Origin of the sequence: Nocardia sp. NPDC050630, assembly GCF_044457245.1 — a bacterium.
Classification (GTDB): domain Bacteria; phylum Actinomycetota; class Actinomycetes; order Mycobacteriales; family Mycobacteriaceae; genus Nocardia.
The window spans coordinates 70,715-90,028 of record NZ_JBITGN010000015.1; the positions used below are offsets into that span (position 1 = coordinate 70,715).

Consider the following 19,314-nt stretch of genomic DNA (forward strand, 5'->3'; position numbering starts at 1 on the left):
CTAACCGCTGTGACCATGGGATCGGACCGGCTCGGCGGTCAAGTGGCCGGAATTTCGCGTTGGAACCAGTCGAGAATTTGCGGGAGCGCGACGCGGGCAGTGGCGGAGTGGTCGATATCGCCGAGGTCGGTGAGGGTGGCCCGGTCGGTGCGCATGGCTTGCTGACAGTGTTCAGCATTCGCATAGAGCACGTTTCGATCGCCAGTGGCGGCGTAGAGGTGGACCGGAACGCGCGGAGTCCAGTCGCAGGTGCCGTCGCTAGCGGATACCGCGTCGCGCGCGGGTCCGGTCGGATCTTGTGCCAAGGCAAGAAACTTCGGCGTCAGCAAAAGCTCGGGGCGCACGGGTAGGGCGGTGCCGATGGTGATCTCGTTGTGTTGTCCGTCGAAGAGTTGTTCGATGCGATCGGCAATGGGTTCCTGGAAGGCGTCGGCGGGCCGGTCGTAGAGGTGGTAGATCCGGTTCATCGCGGTGATCCAGTAGGCGAGAAAGAAGACCGCGGCCGCCGGGAGGACCCGCCCCTCGATGGCGCCGGGTGTCTCGACGCGCTGAACGTCGTAGGGGCCGCTGATCGGTGCCAGCGCGGCGAGTCCGAGGCCGGGTGCGTCACCGGCCTGTAGCGCCTTGCCCAGCGCCGTCGCGGCTTGGCCGCCCTGGGAGAAGCCGGTGACGAGGACAGCCGGGTCGAGGTCGTGCCGCTGTCCGGCGGCCATGGTGCGGGCCGCGCGCAGCAGATCGAGCGAGGCGCTGACCTCCGAAGGCGCATGGGTGTAGGGATGTGCGCCAGGGCCTTCGCCGAGGCCGAGGTAGTCCGGCGCGACGGCCGCGTAGCCCGCCGCTGCGAACATGATGGTGCGGGCTCGATCAGGGCGCGTGTCGTTCATCGAGGGCGCGTCGCTCTTCAGCACCAGCGTGCCGTGCTCGTAGGTGACCACACGTAGTCGCCGAGAATCGGTACGCGGCAGGACGACAAGCCCGCTCGCCGTTGTCGGATCCCCATCCGGCGTGACGGTTCGGTAGACGACGCGATAAGCGTCGACGCCATTGCGTACGGCAGTGCTGATATTCGCGTCGGCCAGATAGGTCGCAGCCTGTTCCTCCGACAGCTGTGCGACCGGCGTGCTGCTGACCACCTCGCCGCGCGCGACCGCCGGTGCGTTATCGGACCCGCAGGCCGGGGCAACCAGCAGCGCCGCGGCGAGCAGGGCGATTACCGAATGCGGTGTGCTGCGCATGAATCGGGTTCCTCTCGAGCGAACACACACACCATCGTGCCATCGGTGTTTCCGCGACTCGCCAACCGACCGAGCATATTTGCCAAGAGTTCGCTGTCATGTTATTAACCAGGCGATTGTCAGCCGTTTCGGCCCAGCTAACCGAGCCGATGGCGTGTTTCGTTTGCAGGTCCCGGTTTGTGAGCGAAGGAGCGTTGCGGTGTTTGCGAAAAGTTCGCGTCTTCTCCTACCGATTATCTTGTCCGCGGTACTCATCGGCACTCTCTTCGGCGTGCGCACTCCGGCACTTGCCGACGATGCCCATCCGGACGGCAGCGTCCCACCGGCCGGTGCCAATGATTGGACCTGCCGTCCGTCGGCGGCGCATCCACAACCCGTTGTCCTCGTGCACGGCACCTGGGGGAATCAGAACTCCTGGGATGTGCTCGCACCACAGCTGAAGGCGCAGGGATACTGCGTGTTCTCGCTGAGTTACGGGCGCGCGATCTCCAGCATCCGAGGTGCGCAACCCGGCGTCTACGGCACCGCGGATATGCGCAATTCGGCCAGGGAAATCGCGAGATTCGTCGATGAAGTACGTGCGGCCACCGATGCACCGCAGGTGGATATCGTCGCCCATTCCCAGGGCGGCCCGCTGGTGCGGCAGTTCATGCGCTTCGAGGGCGGCGCGGATCAGCGGAATCCGGCGGATAACAAGGTGGACCATCTGGTCACCATCGCGGCGACCAATCACGGAACCACCGCGGAAGGGCTCGGCTTTCTGCTGCCCACCGGAAGTGCACAGGCGCCGATCCTCGGCCTGATCACTAGATATCTGGGCACGGCGGCGTCACAACAACTGATCGATAGTGAATTCTTGCGCAGCCTCAATGCCGGAGGCGATACCGAGCCGGGAGTCAAGTACACGGTTATCGCCAGCCATCTCGATCGGGTCGTCACTCCACCCGAGGCCACCTTTCTCACCGCCGGAATCGGGGCGACGGTCGACAATATCTGGGTGCAGGACCTGTGCCCGGACGACGAGTTCGACCACGGTGCGCTGCCGCGATCCCCGACCGTCGGCTACGTCGTGCAGAAAGCATTGGATCCGTCGTACGGCGGCCGCCCCTGCCAGGGCTGACCTGCGCGGACTACCGGCCCCGGCGCAGTTGCGTTAACGCTGTTATCGTCGACAGCGCCCATGGTGCTCCGGTGGTGGGACCGTGCGCCGCACCGTCCCCCGCGAGAAATGAACTCTGGTGAAATACGTTCCGCGTATCGTCCTGTTTCTGGCGATTCCCGCCCTGCTGTTCCTGGTGCCTTGGTGGACCTTGATCGGCGCCACCACCGACGGGCCGCTGTTCTGGCTCGGTTCGGCGGTTTTTCTGGCCGGTTTCGTATGTCTGCCCGCATCGATGTTTCTCGGTCATGGACCGAGGCAGCATGATGCCGCGTCCATTGTCGGCGACACGTTGCTCGGCTTGATGTGGGTGGTTTTCAGCTGGTCGGTGATCGGCAATGTGGTCGGACTCGGATTGGCCGTCGGTGGCATGGACGATCCGGTGCGGTCCAGGATCGTCGCCGCCGGGGTATTCGTGATCGCCGCCGCACTGTCGGTATGGGGTGTCGTCGAGGCGCGCCGGGTACCTCGGGTTCGCACTGTCGATGTCGCGATTCGCGGGCTCGGACCCGCACTCGACGGACTGCGCATGGTGGTCATCACCGATACCCATTACGCCGCGCTGGACCGGTTGCGCTGGTCGGAGCAGGTCGTCGAGGTGGTGAACGCCCAGCAGCCCGATATTGCTTGCCACGCAGGCGATCTCGCGGACGGTTCGGTCGAGAAGCGGCATCCGCAGGTCGATCCGCTCGGCAAGATCGACGCTCCGCTCGGCCGGTTCTACATCACCGGCAATCACGAATACTTCGGCGACGCGCCCGGCTGGATCGAGCATATGACCTCGATCGGCTGGCAGCCGCTGCACAACCAACACGAGACGATCACCCGCGGCGGCGACCGGCTGGTACTGGCGGGCATCGACGACCCGACCGGCGTCAGCGTGCCCGGTCACGGGCCCGACCTTCCCGCCGCTCTCGCTGGCGCGGACCCGGACGCACCGGTGATCCTGCTGGCCCATCAACCCAGGCAAGTTGCCGAAGCCGCGGCGGCGGGGGTCGCCCTGCAAATCTCCGGCCACACCCACGGCGGCCAGATCTGGCCCTTCCACTATCTGGTCCGCCTCGAACAACCCGTAGTCGCCGGTCTGAGCCGCCACGGCGAGCACACCCAGCTCTACACCAGCCGTGGCACCGGGTTCTGGGGTCCGCAATTCCGGGTCTTCGCGCCCAGCGAAATCACCGTCCTGGTCCTGCGCAGCGCCTGAATGAAACCCGCCCGGTACGGGTATAGCGTCACGTAGTGAACGCTATCGGGCACGCGCTAGCCCTGGCCGGGTCGATGACCTGGGAGATCCTCTGGGCTCTTATTCTCGGCTTCGCACTGTCTGCCGTCGTGCAGGCCGTGGTGCGCAAGTCGACCATTTTGCGCCTGATGGGCGACGATCGGCCGCGCACCCTCGCCATTGCCGCCGGACTCGGCGCGGCCTCCTCGTCGTGCTCGTATGCGGCCGTGGCGCTGGCACGTTCAGTGTTCCGCAAGGGTGCGAATTTCACCGCCGCGATGGCGTTCGAAATCGGATCCACCAATCTCGTCATCGAACTCGGCGTCATCCTGGCGCTGCTGATGGGCTGGCAGTTCACCGCGGCCGAATTCGTCGGTGGGCCGATCATGATCGTGCTGCTCGCGGTGTTCTTCCGATTGTTCGTGCGGTCCAGGCTCGTCGAGGAGGCGCGTCGCCAGGCCGACCGCGGTCTCGCCGGATCAATGGAAGGCCATGCCGCCATGGATATGACGGTCGCCGCCGAAGGCTCCTTCATACGAAGGCTGCTCTCGCGGCCAGGGCTGATAGCAGTCTCACACGTATTCGTGATGGAATGGGCCGCGATTCTGCGCGACCTCGTCATCGGACTGCTCATTGCGGGCGCGATAGGCGCATGGGTGCCGGAGAGGTTCTGGCAGAACTTCTTCCTCACCGATCATCCACTGTGGTCGGCCATTTGGGGACCGATCATCGGGCCACTGGTGGCGATCCTGTCGTTCGTCTGCTCGATCGGCAATGTGCCGCTGGCGGCGGTGCTGTGGAACGGTGGCATCAGCTTCGGCGGCGTCATCGCCTTCATCTACGCCGACCTGCTGATCCTGCCGATCCTCAATATCTACCGCAAGTACTACGGCACCCGCATGGCCATGATCCTGCTCGGCACCTTCTACACCGCGATGGTCGGCGCCGGATACCTAGTCGAAATCCTCTTCGGCACAGCGGATCTCATCCCCACCGAGCGCGACGCCATGGTGATGGCGGAAGGCATCCGCTGGAACTACACCACCTGGCTCAATATCGCCTTCCTCACCCTTGCCGCGGTCTTGGGGACGATCTTCGTGCGCACCGGCGGAATCCCGATGCTGCGCATGATGGGCGGCTCCCCCGACACCGAGCACGATCACATGACGTAGCGACGCCAGGCCTGTTCGACTTGGGCGGCCATATCCATGGTGTAGGCACGCACCCATCATGGTTCGGCGCTGAAGGCAATGCGGTTTTTGAGCAGGGCCGCCGTGGCCGCGCTGTAGGCATGACTGGCTTCCACCGGACGCAGGGTCGGGTAGTTCGACCGATGCGTCACGATCACTCCGTTGGGCAGAGTTATGGTGCGATCCGGGACCGTGGCGACGCAATTGCCGCCGGATTTGGCGACGAGGTCGATGATCACCGTCCCGGGGCGGAGCGAGTCCAACGCGGGAGCGTCCAGCAGTATCGGGCCGCGGGAACCGCGGTGCACGGCGGCGCAGACAATAAGGGCGGGCGATTCGGCGGTGAGATGAGCGAGCAGCCCAGCAGGATCAGGTAGGAATGCCTTGGCACCGCGCAGGATTGCCGCGGATTCCTGTTCCTTGCGGTTGCCCATTGCGGTCGGCTCGTCGCCGTGGGCGGCCGCCGCGGCGATCGCGGCGAGTCCGGCCTGTCCGCAGCCGAGGATCAAAGAGCGCACGGGTCCCTCGGTCGATCGGAGTTGGCGCGCTTGCTCATAGGCGATCTCGCCCGCTATCCGGCTCATCGCGGAGAGCGCATCGATATCGGGACGGGAGTGCGGAACGGCTTCATAGCCGACGGATTCGATACCGCGTGCGCGCAATGCCGCAATTACGTCCCGGCGGTGCAGCGGGTCCTGGAACCCGATGAGAGTCATACCGGGACGTACCGAATCCAATTGGTAGGCCGGAGGTTTCACCCAAACCACAACATCGCAGCGCGCGAAAATCTCCGCGCGATCGCCCAACTGAGCCCCCGCCGCAACATAGTCCGCGTCGTCGAACCCGACGGACCGGCCCGCATCGCGCTCCACGATGACCCGCACGCCCGCGAGTCCGCGCACATCCTCCGGTATCAGCGCGACGCGCCGCTCCTCAGCTGCGGTCTCCCGCAAGACTCCGACAATCATTGTCCCACAGCATGTTCGATGATGAGCAGACCGCGCTCGGCCAGCACCTTGGGGTAGGTAAGCCCATTCTGGATCGCGGACAAAAGCTGTTCGAGCCGGTCGAACAATTCGTCGACCAGATCCGCCGACTCACGCCCAGGCGCCTTGCGCGGCGCGAGCACATTGAATCGGACACCGAGCCGCTCGGATCCGGTCCGATCCAGCGCGACACTATCGATTCCGGCACCGGCGAGCAGCAAATCCTCTATCTCCGCGCTGGTTTCGACGCCCGCCTTGCCGAGGACCGCCTCGTCGAAGACCACGGTGAGAAACATGCCGTGCCGACTACCCAGCGGCCGAATAACTTTCGCACCCAGCCGAGTATTTATCGCGTCGATGTGACGGTGCGCGCGATCCAACTGCTCGACCATCCGTATGCGGTTCTGCGCGAAATAACTCTCGGGTGTGTGCTCGACAACCGCCCGCGCCAGATGCGTCGACTCACGCTGGAAGGAAATGGTCAGCCGCTGGCGAATCCTGGCCAGCCATTCGGCGTCGCCCGAGCAGGCCGCGCCCAATTTGCACGGCCCGAAGGCGTTGTAGCCCTTGGAGTTTCCAGTAATGGTGAGCACTTGATCGTATAACCGACGCACGCCGTCGTCGGACTCGACCGCCACCGCGGCGATCGGAATGTGCTCTTCCACCATGCAATCGAAGGCCATATCGCAGATGACCGGTACCCCACTGGCAACCAGCACCCGACCGATCGCCAGCAACTCCTCGGCCGAATAGTCGGTGAATACCGGATTCCCTGGCAGGGTGAGCAGCACCCCGCACAGTTCGTCACGTTCGGTGAAGTAGTCCAAGCAGGATGCCAGCAAGGCCGGATCGATCTTGAAAGAATCGTCCGGCGCGACCGGGCACGCCTGCATCCGCAGACCGTACTTCTCGACGTGAATGCCCGAACTCTTGTAGAGGCCTTCCGGGTACACGATCACACCACCGGGTCGGGCCAGTGTCGCGACCGCCTCCTCCAGCAGCATGGTGCTCGAGTACGGGCAGACAATGACCTCCTCCGCCGACACCCGGACTCCAGGCACCCCGTCGATCGGCTGCGCCAATCGTCCGAACAGTTTCTGCGCTGCCAAATCTCGCAAGACGAGCGGCTGTCGCTTGTGATACAGCGTGCCGTCGGCGTATTCGTCCGGTGGCTGGGTATGCATCAGTTCGCGCCAAGCCAGATCCAGGGCGGCTACGGCACTGTCGGCCAGCGGCAGCCCGGTCTCGCCGTGGTAGGCGTCCAGCACGTCCGAATACGTCCGGTCGCCCGTCCCCGGAAACTGCGGTCGCGCACCCAGGTGCCGACGCACTTCCCGCTTGCGCTCCTCGGAGCGATTGGTGCGGGCGGCCAGGCTGGGTGCCGGTGTCCGCCAAGGCAGCCGATCGTGGTCAGCCTGCCGAGTCACGACACCTCACTTTCGAAAGACGGCTCTCCCGGCGCGGTCATCTCGCGCCAACTCTGTTCCAACGCCGCACGAAACAGGACGCGGCAATCACCTTCGGTGAGACGTTCGTAACCGGCGAGCGCCGGTGACGCGACGATATCGTTGACGACAATGCCCGAACCGGCGATCCTGAGCTCATAGAGGCGCTCGAACCGGCGCACCGCGAATGCGACATCGTGCTTCAAGGCCGAGAACCGGGTCGCCACACGCGCCTGCCGGGAATAGTCGTATTCACCGACAGCGACGTACTTTTCGTCGACGATGAGCATGCTCTGCGCATTGCGCGCGTGCTCGCGCTTGACCAGCACGCTCTCCACACCGGAACGCGCCTGCTTCCACAATTTGTCGTCATAGGGCCACACATCCTCGATCGTGTCGAGGACATACATGCGTCTCACATCGATGCGGGGCGGATGGGTCGTATCGGCCAGGCGCAGGATCGCGGCGTGATAGTCATCGCCGACATCGCCGCCGATGGTCCCGAGGTCGGCGGTGTGGATCGCACGCACGGACGCCTTGGCCTGCTCGAGGATGATCAACCAGTCGCTGACGGTATTCCATTCCCAGACGGTCGCGCTGCGCGATGGGATCTGCGCCAGGATTTCCTCGGCGCGCTCCAACTGCCGATCCGCGATCATGCGCAGCGGTTCGATCTCCTCCCGCGCAGAGGTCGCATCGATCAGACTGCCCGCGATGCCGAGCGCCCGCTCGACCAGTTCAGGGTCCTTGCCGAGCAGCACATTGAAACGCATGCGCAAATCGTGATACGCGCCGCCGACGAGATCGTCGGCGACACCGTCGGTGGTGGGCAATTCCTGGCCGAGCGCCAGGCTGAGCCGTTCGCGCAGCGGTAGCGGTGGCACCCGAGTCCCGTTCTCGATCTGCTGGATCAGGCTGCGCGAACAACCTGTTTTGGCCGCGAGTGCGGCTTGGGTGAACCCGCGTTCCGTGCGGAGCCGACGGACCAGATCCCCGACCTGCTCACCGTCCGGCCCTGAGCCAGCCATTGCGTCTCCATCCTTGCGCTCGGATTCTTCAATGCTCACGATGTGTCATCCGACGACATCATAGCCACGTTACGTCGCAAAACAGCGGTGGCAATATTGAAAGTTTTCTGATCGATCGCTGGAATGCGCACGGACGGGCGGATATTGCGCGAAGCGGCTCCGATACCAAGGCGCTTGGTTCTGCGTTGTGCCACTCAAAGCTGCTCGCGCGGGGCAGATTACGGATACATCGATCCGAATCTGCCTGAAACTAAGCAATATTGACTAATAAATATCATTCGATAGCTTCTATGCTTAGTTGACATCCAGAAGTGGCGATCCATAGCATTGTTGTCAGCGTCACATCTGATCCGGCGATCGATTTCCGGGACAGATGAGTTCGATCGACCAAGGGAGGGGTCATGACACTGAGGCGGACCGGCTGGTTGATCACCAGCGACATCACCCCCGAAACAGCCCGCTACACCGGCTGCGGCTGGGTTCTGAGCTGGCTGCCCGGCCGAATGCTGACCCGGGAGCAGGCCATGACCGGCATGGTGCTCGACGAGACCCTGAGCGATCCGGATCCGGAAGACTACGTGCTCGCCATGGAAATCGCCGCCATCCGGGCCGCCGACCTCGGCCTCGAATTGGCCAAGGCGGTCGTGCTGCTGCACGCCCGCATAGTCGAACGCGACCGGCGGCAAGCCGGCGCCGACTGCCGCATCGCGGTACCGACCACACCGGCCGCGTAACGGTAGTTGGCGCCGCGGAGGGGTCGGCGCCACCTGACGTTGCGCCGAAACCGGGTCCGGCGAGTCGAACTCGCCGGACCCCGTTTCACACATGGCGAAATCGCTCGAGGGCGCCCACCCGTCAGCGAATTTCGGGTTGCGCCCCCTGCTCGCTACCGCACCGAACCGAATGTCTGCTTGAAGTCGGGGCACTCGACCAGCGGTTGGTGGGTACAGGTGGCGGCGTGACGGAGGCTGTCGCGCATGCGAATGAGGCGGGCGATGTCCTCGTCCAACTGCCGGGCCTTGTCCGCCATATGGCGGCGCAGTTCGGTATCGGCTGGCGTGGCCACGAGGAAACGTGCGATCTGCGCGAGGGTGAAACCCGCTGCGCGAGCACAGGATACGAGCGCCAGACGGTCGACGACCTCGGGCCGGTAGGTGCGCCGCAAACCGTTGCGCCCGTCGGATTCGATGAGCCCGCGCTTCTCGTAGTACCGCAGCGCCGACGGCGCCAATCCGGACCGCGCGGCCACTTCCGCGATATCGAGCATCAGCACTCCTTGACTTGAAGCATGCTTCAAGTCAGACGATAGGCCAATGAGCGAAACAAAGGAAGAGCTGCACCCGCAAGTTCAGGCGTATCTGGACCGTCTGGCCCGCGCCGATTTCGGCTCGGTGCACACCTTCACACCGGCCCAGGCCCGCGAGGGATGGCGGCGACAGATCGCCCTACTCGGCGAACCGGAACCCGTTGCGAATGTCGAGAACCGCACTGTCCCGGGCATAGGTGGGCTCCGGATTTACACACCGGATGGCGAAGGCCCGTTCCCCGCATTGGTGTTTTTCCACGGCGGCGGCTTCATGCTCGGCGATCTGGACACCCATGACGGACTGTGCCGCAGTCTGGCCAACGGTGCGGAATGCGTCGTGGTCTCGGTCGACTATCCCTTGGCTCCGGAACACAAGTTTCCGGCAGCACCCGAGGCCTGCTACAGCGCGACACAGTGGGTCGCCGACCATGCGGCGAGCATCGGTGTCGACGGCACTCGCATTGCCGTCGGCGGCGACAGTGCGGGCGGCAATCTGGCGGCGGTTGTCGCGCACATGGCACGCGATAACGATGGTCCGGCGCTGATTTTCCAGCTGCTGATCTATCCCGATCTGGATTTCCGCAGAACGAATTTCAGCATCACGGAGTTCGCGGGCAAGTACGGCAATATCAGCCGCGACGCCCAGCACTGGTTCATGGACGGCTACCTGAACAATGCCGAGGAGAAGCTCGACCCGCGGGTTTCCCCACTGCTTGCCCCTGATCTGGCCGGACTACCTCCGGCACTCATCGTCACCGCCGAATACGACGCCCTGCGGGACGAGGGCGAACAGTACGGTGAGCGACTCGAGGAGGCAGGGGTTGCGGTCGCGGTCACTCGCTATCCGAGGATGATCCACGAATTCGTCCGGCATCCCTTCGACGACAGCAAGCGCGCCCGACTCGATGCCGCGACGGCACTGCGAAAGGCATTCGCTCGGTAGCGAAATTGCTCAGGTGGTGGTGTCGGGATTCGTAGGTGCTCGCGAAATGACAACGGGCATCCGCCACGACAGGCGGACAGGATTGTCGGACGCGCGACGCAGAAGCAGCCATTGCGCGACGGCGGCCATAGTCGAACCGAGCGAGGTCACCACGGCGAGAAATCCCCAGTGGGTAAGACCAGCGGATGCATAGCTGCCGGTACTGGTGCCAGGGACGACCAGTTTGCCTCGACCGGTAGCCCAGTTCAATATCTGTCCGATCTGGCCGCCCAAGTCATAGGTGCGGCCAGTCATCGCCTTGAGTTCGGCGCCTTTGCCATTGAGGTAGATCAAGCACAGGATCACGAAAAGTGCGGCACACGCCAACGAAATCATCGTCAGACGGGCGAGAAGTTCGTGGCCGAGTCGAATGTTCAGCATGATGGCGCAAATCGCGATGATGATGGAGGCACTGGCGAGAATGGCCCACATACCGGTGACCGGCGGGGTTTTGGGCGCCACTTTAGACCAGGCGTTCATGGCATTCGTGGTTATTTCGAGCCGACCGAAGGCGTTGGCAGCGACCCTGCCGTCGGGCCCCTGCGCGGTGATCCACGATTGGAACAGCAGGAGGAGGGTGGCGGTACTGCCAACCGCTGCCAGCAAGTAGCCCCAATAAGATCGGAGCGGTTCCAGCCGCGCCCGGAGATCGGCCCACTCCGCGGCGCGGCCTTGCCTCGGTCTCGGCGAAGCGGTCGCGCGTCGAGATGTAATGGCTCGGGAGGCGTTCGGCTGCTCCATGAACTCAGCTTAAAGTGGCGAAGAACACGCGAACTCACCTCCAGTGGGAACCACACGCGCGGGAACAGATCCGATAGCAGAACTGTTCCCCATCGCGGGGATTCGAACGAGAGCGAGGACGGCCGTGCGGGTCGAGATCTGGACCGATATCAACTGCCCCTTCTGCTATCTGGGCAAGAAGCGGTTCGAACAGGCACTGACGGACTTCCCGCACCGCGCCGACGTCGAGGTGGTGCACCGCTCGTTCGAATTGGATCCGACCCTGCCCGCCGACGAATCCGGCCCAGTGATCACCAAGATCGCGCACAAGTACGGCATCAGCGAGGCGCAGGCGGCCGCCAATGACCGCGGCATCGGCGCACAAGCCGCCGCGATCGGCCTGCCGTACCTGACCGAGGGCCGCGACTACGGCAACTCCTTCGATATGCACCGTCTGCTGCACTTCGCACTCGCCGAAGGCAAACAGGACGCCCTCCTCGATGCCCTCTACCGCGCGAATTTCGCCGAAGAGCAGTCCTTGTTCGCCGATAACGAGCGCCTGGTACGCCTCGCCGTTACCGCCGGACTCGACGAATCAGCCGCCCGCACCGTGCTCGACGACCCGAATGCCTACGCCGAAGCCGTCCGTGCCGACGAACAGGAAGCCGCCCAACTCGGCGCCGGGGGTGTGCCTTTCTTCGTCTTCGACCGCAAATACGGCGTCTCCGGCGCCCAACCTCCCGAAGTCTTCGCCCAAGCCCTGGACCAGGCGTGGGCCGATCGGGAACCGGTCATTCGAACCATCGGCGGCGGCGCGGTCTGCGGGCCCGACGGATGTGCGCTGCCGGCAGGCAATTAACTTGCGGGACAGTTCTATTCGGCTTCTTCCGCGGTCGACTCGACAGGAGGACCGAGCCGCACTACACCGGCCTCGAGATCGATCTCTACGCGCGGACGGTGCACCTGACCGTCGCTGTCCGCACTGCCCTCATCGGTCAGCTTCTGCCCAGGAAACAGTTCACCCATAACGCCCATAGTTCGACGATAGCCTTATCGGTTTTGCCTCGAATTTCCGAAGAAGCGCATCAATTTCCATTGACACCCGTGGTGAGCCGAACCACGACCTTGTCATCGGTGACCTCCTGCACCGTGGCGCTGAGCCCATTGGCGGGTTGGGTCTGCCCGACCGGAATATCGACCTGCTGACCGCCCACCTTCAACGTGACCGTATTACCTTTCACCGCAACGAGTTCTGCCTCGATCCCCAGCACACTCGCCTTGGCATTCACCCCACGCGTGAATGTGACCGTGCAGCCACTGACCTGACACTCGGACTTGTACCCGGTCCCTTCGGACGAACAAGCCGCCCCGGCAAGCGGCGCGAGCAGGGCAAACGCGGACAATGCGAGCATCCGTGGCACAGACATGCGGGCCAGTGTAGGTGCGATCGCCGTGCGCAGCGGGATCATCGCTGGCGATGTTCGCGAAATCGTCGCGCTGATCCGGGCACGGTTCGTCACTCGGTTCCTTCGCCGCGGGCTTCCCCGCCGACGCCGAGGTCTATGCCGAGGAATACCCGCACCTGAACGAGGCGCATCTGCTCGCCGAGCGGCAGCAGCGCATCGATCGGGACGCATTCGAGGTCGGTCTCGAATCACTGCTGGATGGGCTCGGGGGGCGGTACCGGTTACTGGCGCGCACTCGGTAGTTCGAACCCGATGCGCTGGTAGGCATCCCGACGTGTCTGTCTATCGGGTCACAACCGGCGTGATCATCGAGGCCGTGCCCGCGCAGCGCCGTTGCCGAGATACGCGTCGTGAAAACACCTACGAGAGAGCACATTTCATAGAATTCATCGTTCTCGACGATGGGCTGATCACGGCTGTTTCACAAGTTTCGTGTGCATGGTGTCACGTTGCCCAGCAGACCGAGGAGTCCTAACGTAACTTCCTGTTAACAGACGATGTCGTCTGTACCAATTCCTATTATTCGTCCCAGGAGGACATGCCCCGCAGCGTCCGCTTCCGCTAATCCGGAAGTGGCACAGCAGGTGTGGTTAGAAATGGCACACACAACGCCTTGGCAAGAAAAAGATGTTCAGCTCGGTCGCTCCGAGAACGATGACGATCTCATCGGCGAGGTGACCGCACCACGTTTCGACCTACGATCGGACTGGGCCTATCTCTGCGCCCCGGGTCTGGGTCTGCTCACCTTCCTACTGCTGTTCCAGCCCTGGATTTCGGCAACCGGGCCCAATGGCACGATCACCTCGAATGCGTTCGGCCGAATCGATGGATTCACCACCGGCTCATTCCAATCCGTGGTCAGCATCAGCAGCACCTGGGCCGTACTCACCACCCTGGCGGTCGCCGGCACGGTCGTTTCGACGGTCATGTATTTCCGGGTTCGCAACCGGCTGCTTTCCTACTCGGTGCTCGGCTGCAGCACTGCGGCAGCCCTTTTCGTGCTCGCCGCATTGGCCTACCTCAACGGCAAGGTGCCGGAACTGCGCGAAATCACCGAATCCGCGAACCATACTGGACTTTTCAGCTGGCTCTTCGGCAATAATTCGCTCTTCGGCGATAATTCGGCATCGAACCTCGTGGGCAGTGAGCACCGAATCGCCAGCGCCGGTCTCGATTTCGCCGCGACGCTCGCCGCCATTACCGCATGCGGTGCCGCATTGGCCGCCGGTGCGATGAGCCTGCGCAAACAAGGCTTCACAGTTCGCCTGATCTCCACTCCCCAGTCGGATGTCACCGCAACGGAAAACGCCCCGGAGCCGTCGACCCAGCAGGAAACCAACGTATTCCTCTGGGAACAACTCGCATTCGACGACGACCTGGCCGTCTACGACCCCCAGGTCCGCCGCCGGATGGTCCGCCGAACCAGGACGGCCGACCGCCGCCCATCGGCCCGCGAAACGGCACTGAGCAGGTAAGGGCATACGAGAGGGCCGGGCAGCCAATAGGCGCCCGGCCCGCTTGCATTGTGTTCGATGACTTCCGATGCGTGCCCGATCACGGGAACGGCGAGAAGAAGCCGATCACCGCGCCGATGGCCGTGCCGATCGCGCATCCGACGATGGCGCCGACCAAGAAGAACCAGATGCCGATCGCAACGCCGACCAGGCAACCGATGGTTGCGCCGACAGCGACCGAAATCGGTCCCCAGGCCTGATGTACGCCGGGCATATTCTGGGAGTTGACAGCCTCAGTTGTCGGTCCACCGACCGGCGTGAGGGTCAATTGGGTGCTGGTGCTGTCCAGCGACGGTGTCACCGCAAGACTCTGTCCGGCCTCGGTACGCAGTGTGGTGGGGATGCTACCGATTACCGCACCATTGTCCGCGAGGACCGTGACAGCATCGGGTGCGAGGACGAATCTGCCGGAGGCCAGGCTCACCAGGGCGCTGGTGTGGTCGGCCGCGAGGGTAGTTGTGTAGGCGATCGGGCCATCCGCAGCGTTGAGGCTGACATCGGTCAGCATCCCCTCACCATGTGCGGTGGCAGTGGCTATGCTGGTCGCCGCGACGGCCATAAAGGCGGTCGTTATCAATTTCTTGATGAACATTGGACTTCCAATCATTTCCGATTTCCATTGACGTTCCCCGACAAACGTCACCCCGATAGCTACAATGATGCTCCGCCGATTTGATTGATGTCGATAACTTGTTTCCGTAATCGGAGTCGGTTTTCACCCCCTAGGGATGCGCGATCGGATTCCAATCGAGAGTTTCTCGTCGATCGCCCGGTCGCACTACGCGCAGACCCGCCGGATGCCGAAAAATATAAGGCCGATCGGCGCGACATTCAGGTACCGCACTACTCGATACTTCGCCGCTCGACCCGCCCACACTCATTGCATGTCCAGCGGTAAGAACATCATCATCTGTCTCGACGGAACAGGCAATCAGGTCCGCGCCAGCGGTTGTACGAATGTGGTCCGTCTGTTCGAGATGCTGGACCTGAGCGATGCCACGAAACAGATCGCCTACTACGACCCGGGCGTCGGTACGTTCAGCGCTCAGGGCGCATGGACGCCACCGGCCCGATGGTTTTCCCGAGTGCTGGGACTGGCGGTCGGCAGCGGCCTACGTTCGAATCTCGCGGAGGCTTACTCCTATCTGATAGCGCACTGGCACCCGGGCGACCGAGTGTTCATATTCGGATTCAGCCGCGGCGCGTATACCGCGCGAGCGCTGGCCGGACTACTGCACGAGCCGGGTCTCTTGCGTCCGGGAAGTGAGAATCTCGTCCAGTACGTCGTCAGCGCCTATACCCGCAAAACCACGAACTGGCCGGAACTTCGCCGATACGCCCGCACCTTCTGCTCGAAGACCAACGACGGCGGTTTCTCGATTCCCATCGAATTCCTCGGGGTATGGGACACGGTCAAGGCCGCCGGACTGCTGCGCTGGGAATTGAAATGGCCCTTCACCAGGCAGGTGCCCAATGTGGTCAAGGCGCACCACGCCGTTTCCATCGATGAGAAGCGCCGTCCGTATGCGGAATATCTGGTCACGCCGAAGGGAAACCGGCCTATTCTCACGGAGGCCTGGTTCGCTGGTGTTCACTCCGACGTCGGCGGGACCTTCGAGGACGATCCGAAGCTGGCCGAAATCGCGCTCAAGTGGATCACCGACGGTGCGCTCGAGGCCGGATTGCTGCTACGCGCAGGGGCGTACCTGGAGACCTGCGCAATAAGTCTCGATCATGCCAGCGGCAGCGTGCACCGGATGGGCTGGATCTGGGCACTGCTCACCTACCGCCGACGCAAGGTTCCGGCGAGTGCTCGCGTGCACGCGAGCGTGCGATCGCGGTGCGAAAGCGACACGACGTATGGAAAACGAATCCCCCGAGATGTCATATGGGAGGACGAGCAATGGACGAAACTGCGAATTTAGTAGAGTATTCGAGCGGAATCTGTCCACCGCCCCGGCGCAGGCTGCGTACCTTCGCTTTCGATCCGATGTCGACGCGTCTGTCCGGGCAGTTCCTCACCCTCGATATCCCGTTCGAGCGAATCCGGGGACCGGGCCCCGACGGCGCGCTGGTGCAGGTGGTCGATTTCGACGCCAGTCGTAATGCGTGGTATGAGCCGGTCGACCTGGACGATCCGTACATATTGGCGCAGGACGGAATTCGTCCGACTGAAACCGATCCCCGCGCGCATCAACAGGTCGTCTACGCGGTCACGATGAGTGTCATCGAGCGGTTCGAACGGTTCATGGGACGTCGATTCCGGTGGCACCGCGACCAGATTTTGCGTCTGGTCCCGCACGCCTTCGAGGGGCAGAACGCCTATTTCGATCCACGGCGGCGCGCCTTGCTGTTCGGCTATTACCAGGCCGATACCGAGAATCCGGGCGCGAATCTGCCCGGACAGGTCATCTTCACCTGCCTGTCGAGCGACATCATCGCGCACGAGGTGACGCATGCGATCGTGCATCGAATCCGGCGGCTGTACAACGAATGCACCAACCGCGACGTCTTCGCTTGGCACGAGGCCGTCGCCGACTTGATCGCGCTGTTCCAGCATTTCGCCCACCGCGACGTGGTGCTCAACGCGATCGCGACCACGTCGGGAGAACTCGAAAAAAGCGCGGGCCTGTTGGATTTGGCGAGAGAGTTCGGTGAGTCCACCGGACGCGGCGCGGCATTGCGTTCGGCGATAGCGGACCGTAGTCGCACGCCCGACCGATTCCGCGCGGCACAGGAGCCGCACGAACGCGGTGCGTGTTTCGTGGCAGCGGTATTCGACGCGTACTTGGACGCTTACCAGAACGCGATCGCGGACTTACTGCGGATCGCCAGTGGCGGCACCGGAGTGCTGCCGCCGGGTCGTCTACACCCGGATCTGGTATCTCGGATCGCCGATGAGGCGGTCAAGACCGCGGACCGGATGCTCGGGATGGTTGTGCGCAGTTTCGATTATCTCCCGGTACTGGACGTCAATTTCGGCGATGTCGTCCGGGCGATCGTCACCGCGGACCGCGGACTCTATCCGGAGGACCGGCAACACCTGCGCAGCACTCTCGTGGAGGCGCTGCGGCGGCGCGGCATCTGGCCGATAAGTGTCACATCGCTGACCGATGAAGCGCTGGTCTGGCAGCGGCCGGATACCCCGCTGAATCTGGGCGACGGCGATCACCCGGTGGATTTGTCCCGGGTCATCCTGTCCGCATCGAAGGATCTCGACCCGATCGGCATTCCGGGTGAATTGCGTACCCCCGCCGTACCCGACGGCAACGGTACTTCCGGTCGGGACGACTCCCCGACCTGGCGGTCGGTTTTCGAGCAGGTCGCCCAACAGCTCATCGGCTGGGCCAAGTCGAATGCCGCCCGAATCGGGCTGGATCCGAACCTCGAGATCAGCTGCGAAGGCATCCACGTCTCGTATCGAATGGCCGGTGATCGGCTACCGCGTCCCGAATTGGCCATTCAACTGCTGCAGCGTCGCGCGGATCTCGAAGATGCGGACCAGGGCAACCAACAACCGGTGATTCGCGCCGCCACCGCGCTCGTCGTCAGCGCCGACGGGAGCGTGGACTACGTGATCGCCAAGCCGCTGCCGTTCAGTGACGAATCGTCGACGGCCGACGACACCGCTATCGCGTTCCATCGAGCGGGCAAGCTGCGGCTGGCCGCGATGCGGGAATGGTTCGACCGACTGGAAGCCGACGACGCACTGAGTGCCTGGACCACCGAGCACGCGATCCACCGCCTCGACTTCGCTGCTATCCACGAGCACACAGATCAGTAGGTACGAAATGTCGACCCCGACAACCATCGCCGTCCGGATGTACAACGTCGGATTCGGTGACGCGTTCACCGTGACCGTGCGGCGCAAGAACGAAACCTGGCGCATGCTGGTCGACTGCGGCGTGCACAGCCAGGGCCAGGCGCGCCCGATCCGTGATTCGGTGCAGGCCATCATCGCCGACCTCGCCGCGGCCGATCCACACCACCGACCGCATCTCGACATAGTGGTCGCCACCCATCACCACGCCGATCACATCACCGGATTCGCCTGCCGGGAATGGGAGCAGGTGAGTGTGGACGAGGTGTGGGTGCCATTCATCGAGGATCCGGATGACGAAGACGCGCGCCGGATCCGCAGTGGTCAGGTCGAGGCCGCGAACGGTCTGCGGGCGCTCATCGAGCGGCGCGGCAACGGGCATCGCATGTCGGCATCGGTCGAACTGGCACAGGCCTTCGCGGTGAACTCGCAGGGCAATGCCGCCGCGACCGATCGTCTCCTCGGCCGCAATTTCAGCGGATTCGCCGCACCGCACCGGGTGCGGTACCTGCCGAGCAAGAACGAAACCGAGAACACGATCGCCGTCGATCGGGTCGGGCTCGTCGCACATATTCTCGGGCCGCCGCGCGATGCCCGATTTCTCGAGCGCATGGATCCGCCTTCGAAACAATCGTGGCCCCTGGTGCGCGCGGGTGCCGCCACGGCTACCGACGGCGGGCCGACACCGCTGTTCAACCGGCGCTACATCGCGCGAAATCCCTTACCGGACCGCCTGCTCCAAGCGAAGGCGGCATTGGGCCTGGACGAACTCGTCGACGATGACGATCGACTGCTGCGCGCCGCCTCGATTCTGGAGAATGCGGTCAACAACACCAGCGTCTTCTTCGTGCTGGATATCGCTGGAACCCGGCTGCTGTTTCCCGGCGATGCGCAACAGGGTGCATGGGAGCACGTCCTGTCCGATCCGCGCACTATCGATCTGGTTTCCCGCCTGGCCTTCTACAAGGTCGGACATCACGGTTCGCATAATGCCACACCCCGGCATTTCGTCGAAACCGATTGGCAGACAGATGGTTACGCGATGATTCCGTTCGGACTCGTCAAGCGGTGGGCGAAGACCATACCGAAGAAGTCGCTGGTCGATTCGCTGGTGAGTCACGATCACATCGTCATCAGGGCCGACGAGGCACCCGATGCCGTGCCCGGCAAGATCGCCGTGAACGGTGACCTGTGGACCGAGGTGACGCTGACGGCCTGATGCCGGGCCAGGCGCCGCTCAA

At 63.5% G+C, this 19,314-nt stretch carries 19 protein-coding genes; 10 read left to right on the forward strand and 9 right to left on the reverse strand.

Going from position 1 to position 19,314, the window contains the following annotated elements:
• Positions 1–38: 38 nt before the first annotated feature.
• On the reverse strand, positions 39–1,235 hold the full coding sequence (locus ACIBG0_RS30415) for a lipase family protein (protein ID WP_397037077.1): 1,197 nt from the start codon (positions 1,233–1,235) through the stop codon (positions 39–41).
• 199 nt (positions 1,236–1,434) lie between these two features.
• Between ACIBG0_RS30415 and ACIBG0_RS30420 the strand changes: the two genes are divergently transcribed.
• The 3 genes from ACIBG0_RS30420 to ACIBG0_RS30430 all read left to right on the forward strand — a co-directional run bounded on the left by ACIBG0_RS30420 (position 1,435) and on the right by ACIBG0_RS30430 (position 4,788).
• Positions 1,435–2,355: an esterase/lipase family protein gene (locus tag ACIBG0_RS30420; protein WP_397037079.1), complete on the forward strand. Its 921-nt coding sequence runs from the start codon at positions 1,435–1,437 to the stop codon at positions 2,353–2,355.
• A gap of 118 nt (positions 2,356–2,473) precedes the next feature.
• Positions 2,474–3,598: a metallophosphoesterase gene (locus ACIBG0_RS30425; RefSeq protein WP_397037081.1), complete on the forward strand. Its 1,125-nt coding sequence runs from the start codon at positions 2,474–2,476 to the stop codon at positions 3,596–3,598.
• A 35-nt stretch (positions 3,599–3,633) separates the two neighbouring features.
• Complete coding sequence (locus ACIBG0_RS30430) at positions 3,634–4,788, forward strand: permease (protein WP_397037082.1); 1,155 nt, start codon at positions 3,634–3,636, stop codon at positions 4,786–4,788.
• 56 nt (positions 4,789–4,844) lie between these two features.
• On the opposite strand, the gene ACIBG0_RS30435 is transcribed toward ACIBG0_RS30430, so the two are convergent.
• Genes ACIBG0_RS30435 through ACIBG0_RS30445 form a run of 3 tightly spaced genes read right to left on the reverse strand, consistent with a single transcriptional unit; the run spans position 4,845 to position 8,304 of the window.
• Positions 4,845–5,774: a hypothetical protein gene (locus ACIBG0_RS30435; protein WP_397037084.1), complete on the reverse strand. Its 930-nt coding sequence runs from the start codon at positions 5,772–5,774 to the stop codon at positions 4,845–4,847.
• Positions 5,771–7,219, reverse strand: a complete 1,449-nt coding sequence (locus ACIBG0_RS30440) for a pyridoxal phosphate-dependent aminotransferase (RefSeq protein WP_397037086.1) — start codon at positions 7,217–7,219, stop codon at positions 5,771–5,773. The genes ACIBG0_RS30435 and ACIBG0_RS30440 overlap by 4 nt, the downstream gene beginning before the upstream one ends.
• A complete protein-coding gene (locus tag ACIBG0_RS30445) occupies positions 7,216–8,304 on the reverse strand; it encodes a helix-turn-helix domain-containing protein (protein ID WP_397037088.1) in 1,089 nt (362 codons plus the stop codon). Before ACIBG0_RS30445 ends, ACIBG0_RS30440 begins: the two co-directional genes overlap by 4 nt.
• A gap of 362 nt (positions 8,305–8,666) precedes the next feature.
• Here ACIBG0_RS30445 and ACIBG0_RS30450 point away from each other — a divergent pair, with 362 nt between their 5' ends.
• Positions 8,667–8,999: a hypothetical protein gene (locus tag ACIBG0_RS30450; protein ID WP_397037089.1), complete on the forward strand. Its 333-nt coding sequence runs from the start codon at positions 8,667–8,669 to the stop codon at positions 8,997–8,999.
• Between the two features lie 152 nt (positions 9,000–9,151).
• Here the strand turns inward: ACIBG0_RS30450 and ACIBG0_RS30455 are convergent, their stop codons facing one another.
• The gene (locus ACIBG0_RS30455) at positions 9,152–9,532 is read right to left on the reverse strand and encodes a MerR family transcriptional regulator (protein ID WP_397037091.1); all 381 of its coding nucleotides are present in this window, start codon (positions 9,530–9,532) and stop codon (positions 9,152–9,154) included.
• A 46-nt stretch (positions 9,533–9,578) separates the two neighbouring features.
• Here ACIBG0_RS30455 and ACIBG0_RS30460 point away from each other — a divergent pair, with 46 nt between their 5' ends.
• Complete coding sequence (locus ACIBG0_RS30460; RefSeq protein WP_397037093.1) at positions 9,579–10,514, forward strand: alpha/beta hydrolase; 936 nt, start codon at positions 9,579–9,581, stop codon at positions 10,512–10,514.
• Between the two features lie 9 nt (positions 10,515–10,523).
• Here the strand turns inward: ACIBG0_RS30460 and ACIBG0_RS30465 are convergent, their stop codons facing one another.
• On the reverse strand, positions 10,524–11,159 hold the full coding sequence (locus ACIBG0_RS30465) for a hypothetical protein (protein WP_397037095.1): 636 nt from the start codon (positions 11,157–11,159) through the stop codon (positions 10,524–10,526).
• A 259-nt stretch (positions 11,160–11,418) separates the two neighbouring features.
• On the opposite strand from ACIBG0_RS30465, the gene ACIBG0_RS30470 reads away from it, so the two are divergent.
• On the forward strand, positions 11,419–12,132 hold the full coding sequence (locus tag ACIBG0_RS30470) for a DsbA family oxidoreductase (protein WP_397037097.1): 714 nt from the start codon (positions 11,419–11,421) through the stop codon (positions 12,130–12,132).
• A 14-nt stretch (positions 12,133–12,146) separates the two neighbouring features.
• Here the strand turns inward: ACIBG0_RS30470 and ACIBG0_RS30475 are convergent, their stop codons facing one another.
• Positions 12,147–12,308, reverse strand: a complete 162-nt coding sequence (locus ACIBG0_RS30475; RefSeq protein ID WP_397037099.1) for a hypothetical protein — start codon at positions 12,306–12,308, stop codon at positions 12,147–12,149.
• A gap of 50 nt (positions 12,309–12,358) precedes the next feature.
• The gene (locus ACIBG0_RS30480; protein WP_397037101.1) at positions 12,359–12,700 is read right to left on the reverse strand and encodes a hypothetical protein; all 342 of its coding nucleotides are present in this window, start codon (positions 12,698–12,700) and stop codon (positions 12,359–12,361) included.
• A 635-nt stretch (positions 12,701–13,335) separates the two neighbouring features.
• Here ACIBG0_RS30480 and ACIBG0_RS30485 point away from each other — a divergent pair.
• Positions 13,336–14,214, forward strand: a complete 879-nt coding sequence (locus ACIBG0_RS30485; RefSeq protein WP_397037103.1) for a hypothetical protein — start codon at positions 13,336–13,338, stop codon at positions 14,212–14,214.
• A 79-nt stretch (positions 14,215–14,293) separates the two neighbouring features.
• On the opposite strand, the gene ACIBG0_RS30490 is transcribed toward ACIBG0_RS30485, so the two are convergent.
• Positions 14,294–14,845: a hypothetical protein gene (locus tag ACIBG0_RS30490; protein WP_397037105.1), complete on the reverse strand. Its 552-nt coding sequence runs from the start codon at positions 14,843–14,845 to the stop codon at positions 14,294–14,296.
• Between the two features lie 292 nt (positions 14,846–15,137).
• Between ACIBG0_RS30490 and ACIBG0_RS30495 the strand changes: the two genes are divergently transcribed.
• From ACIBG0_RS30495 to ACIBG0_RS30505, 3 genes are all read left to right on the forward strand, one after another.
• The gene (locus ACIBG0_RS30495) at positions 15,138–16,178 is read left to right on the forward strand and encodes a DUF2235 domain-containing protein (RefSeq protein WP_397037107.1); all 1,041 of its coding nucleotides are present in this window, start codon (positions 15,138–15,140) and stop codon (positions 16,176–16,178) included.
• A gap of 65 nt (positions 16,179–16,243) precedes the next feature.
• Positions 16,244–18,037 carry a hypothetical protein gene (locus ACIBG0_RS30500; protein ID WP_397037109.1) on the forward strand — a complete coding sequence of 598 codons (1,794 nt, stop codon included), beginning with the start codon at positions 16,244–16,246 and terminating at the stop codon, positions 18,035–18,037.
• Between the two features lie 7 nt (positions 18,038–18,044).
• On the forward strand, positions 18,045–19,292 hold the full coding sequence (locus tag ACIBG0_RS30505; RefSeq protein WP_397037111.1) for a hypothetical protein: 1,248 nt from the start codon (positions 18,045–18,047) through the stop codon (positions 19,290–19,292).
• Positions 19,293–19,314: the final 22 nt, after the last annotated feature.